Source organism: Mesorhizobium sp. M5C.F.Ca.IN.020.32.2.1 (genome assembly GCF_004023105.1).
Taxonomy (GTDB): domain Bacteria; phylum Pseudomonadota; class Alphaproteobacteria; order Rhizobiales; family Rhizobiaceae; genus Mesorhizobium; species Mesorhizobium wenxiniae.
Genome location: NZ_RZSX01001142.1, coordinates 1 through 1,644, shown reverse-complemented (window position 1 = coordinate 1,644; position 1,644 = coordinate 1). Strand labels below are relative to the sequence as shown.

Genomic DNA, 1,644 nt, shown 5'->3' with positions numbered 1-1,644 from the left:
GCCGGAGACCGGGCGCGGATATCTGGCGTCGAGGAAAGTGCCTTCCGGCCGCTTGACGATCAGCGGCTCGAAGGCGCCGGCGCTGATCGGCACATCAGGGAAAATATGGCGCATCGCGAGATAAACCGAGGACAAGGTCGTCGCCAAGACGCTGTTCATCGGCCCGGCGCAAGGTTTTGACGAGCCTGAAAAGTCGAAGCTGAGCGTGTCGCCGTGTTTCTCCACCGCCAGCGCGATGATCAGCGGCTCGTTCACCACCCCGTCGGAATCGACGAAGGCCTTGGAATGGTAAATGCCATCGGGAATGGCCGATATGTTGGCGCGCATCTGTTCGGCGGCGCGGCGGCGCAGTTCGGCGATCGCCTCAACAACTGTTTCGTCTCCGTAACGATCTAGAATTTCATTTAGTCGGTCCTGACCGATCAGCAGTGCCGCCGCCTGCGCACGGATGTCGCCGATGCGCTGGTCGGCAACCCTGATGTTAGAGCAGATGATGGCGTAGATCTCAGGATCGAGCACGCCCTTCTTGAACAATTTCACCGGCGGCAGCCGCAAGCCCTCCTGCTCGACCGCCGTCGCCGAGGCCGAAAAGCCGCCCGGCACCGAGCCGCCGATATCGGGCCAGTGGCCGGTGTTCGACAGCCAGCAGAAAATCGTTCCGTCCCGGTAGACCGGCATGGCGAAGCGCACATCCATCAGATGGGTGCCACCGAGATAGGGGTCGTTGACGATGTAGATGTCGCCGGGCTCGGGCTGCAGGCAGCGGCCGTCGGCGATCATTTCGATCACCGTTTTGGTCGAATACTGCATCACGCCGACGAACACCGGCAGGCCTTGGCTGCCCTGCGCGATCAGCGAGCCATCGACGGCCGAATAGATGCCGTCGGAGCGGTCGTTGGCCTCGGCGATGACGGGCGAAAAAGCGGCGCGCGAAAAGGTCAGGTCCATCTCGTCGCAGACCTGCTGCAGCGCCGCCTGGATGACCGAAAGCGTAATGGTGTCGAGTTTTGCCATCTCAGGCCTCACCGATGTCGATGATGATGTTGCCGTCGGCGTCCGAGCGCGCGCGGTCGCCGGGCTCGAGCACGGTGGTGGCGTCCATCTGTTCGAGGATCGCTGGCCCCTCGATGACCGCGTCGAGCGGCAGCTTCTCCCTGCTGTAGACAGGCGTGTCGTGCCAGCGCCCGCCATGCCAGACCGGCCGGATTTCGCGCCGCGCTTCGGCCAGCGTTTCGGCGCGCCCTGCCGGGTCGATCAATCGCGACAGATCGATCGCCGGCCGCACGCCGGTCACCGAGGTGTTGAGGTTGACCAGATTGGCACGGATTTCCGGCAGCTCGACCTTGAAGCGGCCGAAATAGGCCTTTTCAAACAGTTGCTGCAATGTTTCACGTGTCACCGCGGACGAAGGCAGCGGCACGTTGATGATGTGGGTCTGGCCGACGAACTGCATGTCGGCGGAATGCGTGACGCGGATCGTCTCCGGTTTTACCGCTTCCTTGCCGATCAGCTCTTCGCCTTCGTTTCGGTGGCGTTCCAATATAGTGTGAAGCTGGTTTTCATCAAGACCGGCCACCGGCTGGTTGACCGTGTTGACGAAATCGTGCCTGAGATCGGCGACGACGCAACCGAGCGCATTGGTGA

At 62.3% G+C, this 1,644-nt stretch carries 1 protein-coding gene and 1 pseudogene; both read right to left on the bottom strand.

What is annotated here, in order from left to right; translation table 11 throughout:
* Positions 1-1,014: hydantoinase B/oxoprolinase family protein (locus EOA86_RS33710; RefSeq protein ID WP_206630215.1), on the bottom strand; the 1,014-nt coding region annotated here is incomplete at its 3' end.
* A 1-nt stretch (position 1,015) separates the two neighbouring features.
* Positions 1,016-1,644 (bottom strand): annotated as a pseudogene (locus EOA86_RS33705) (hydantoinase/oxoprolinase family protein); the annotation flags it as partial.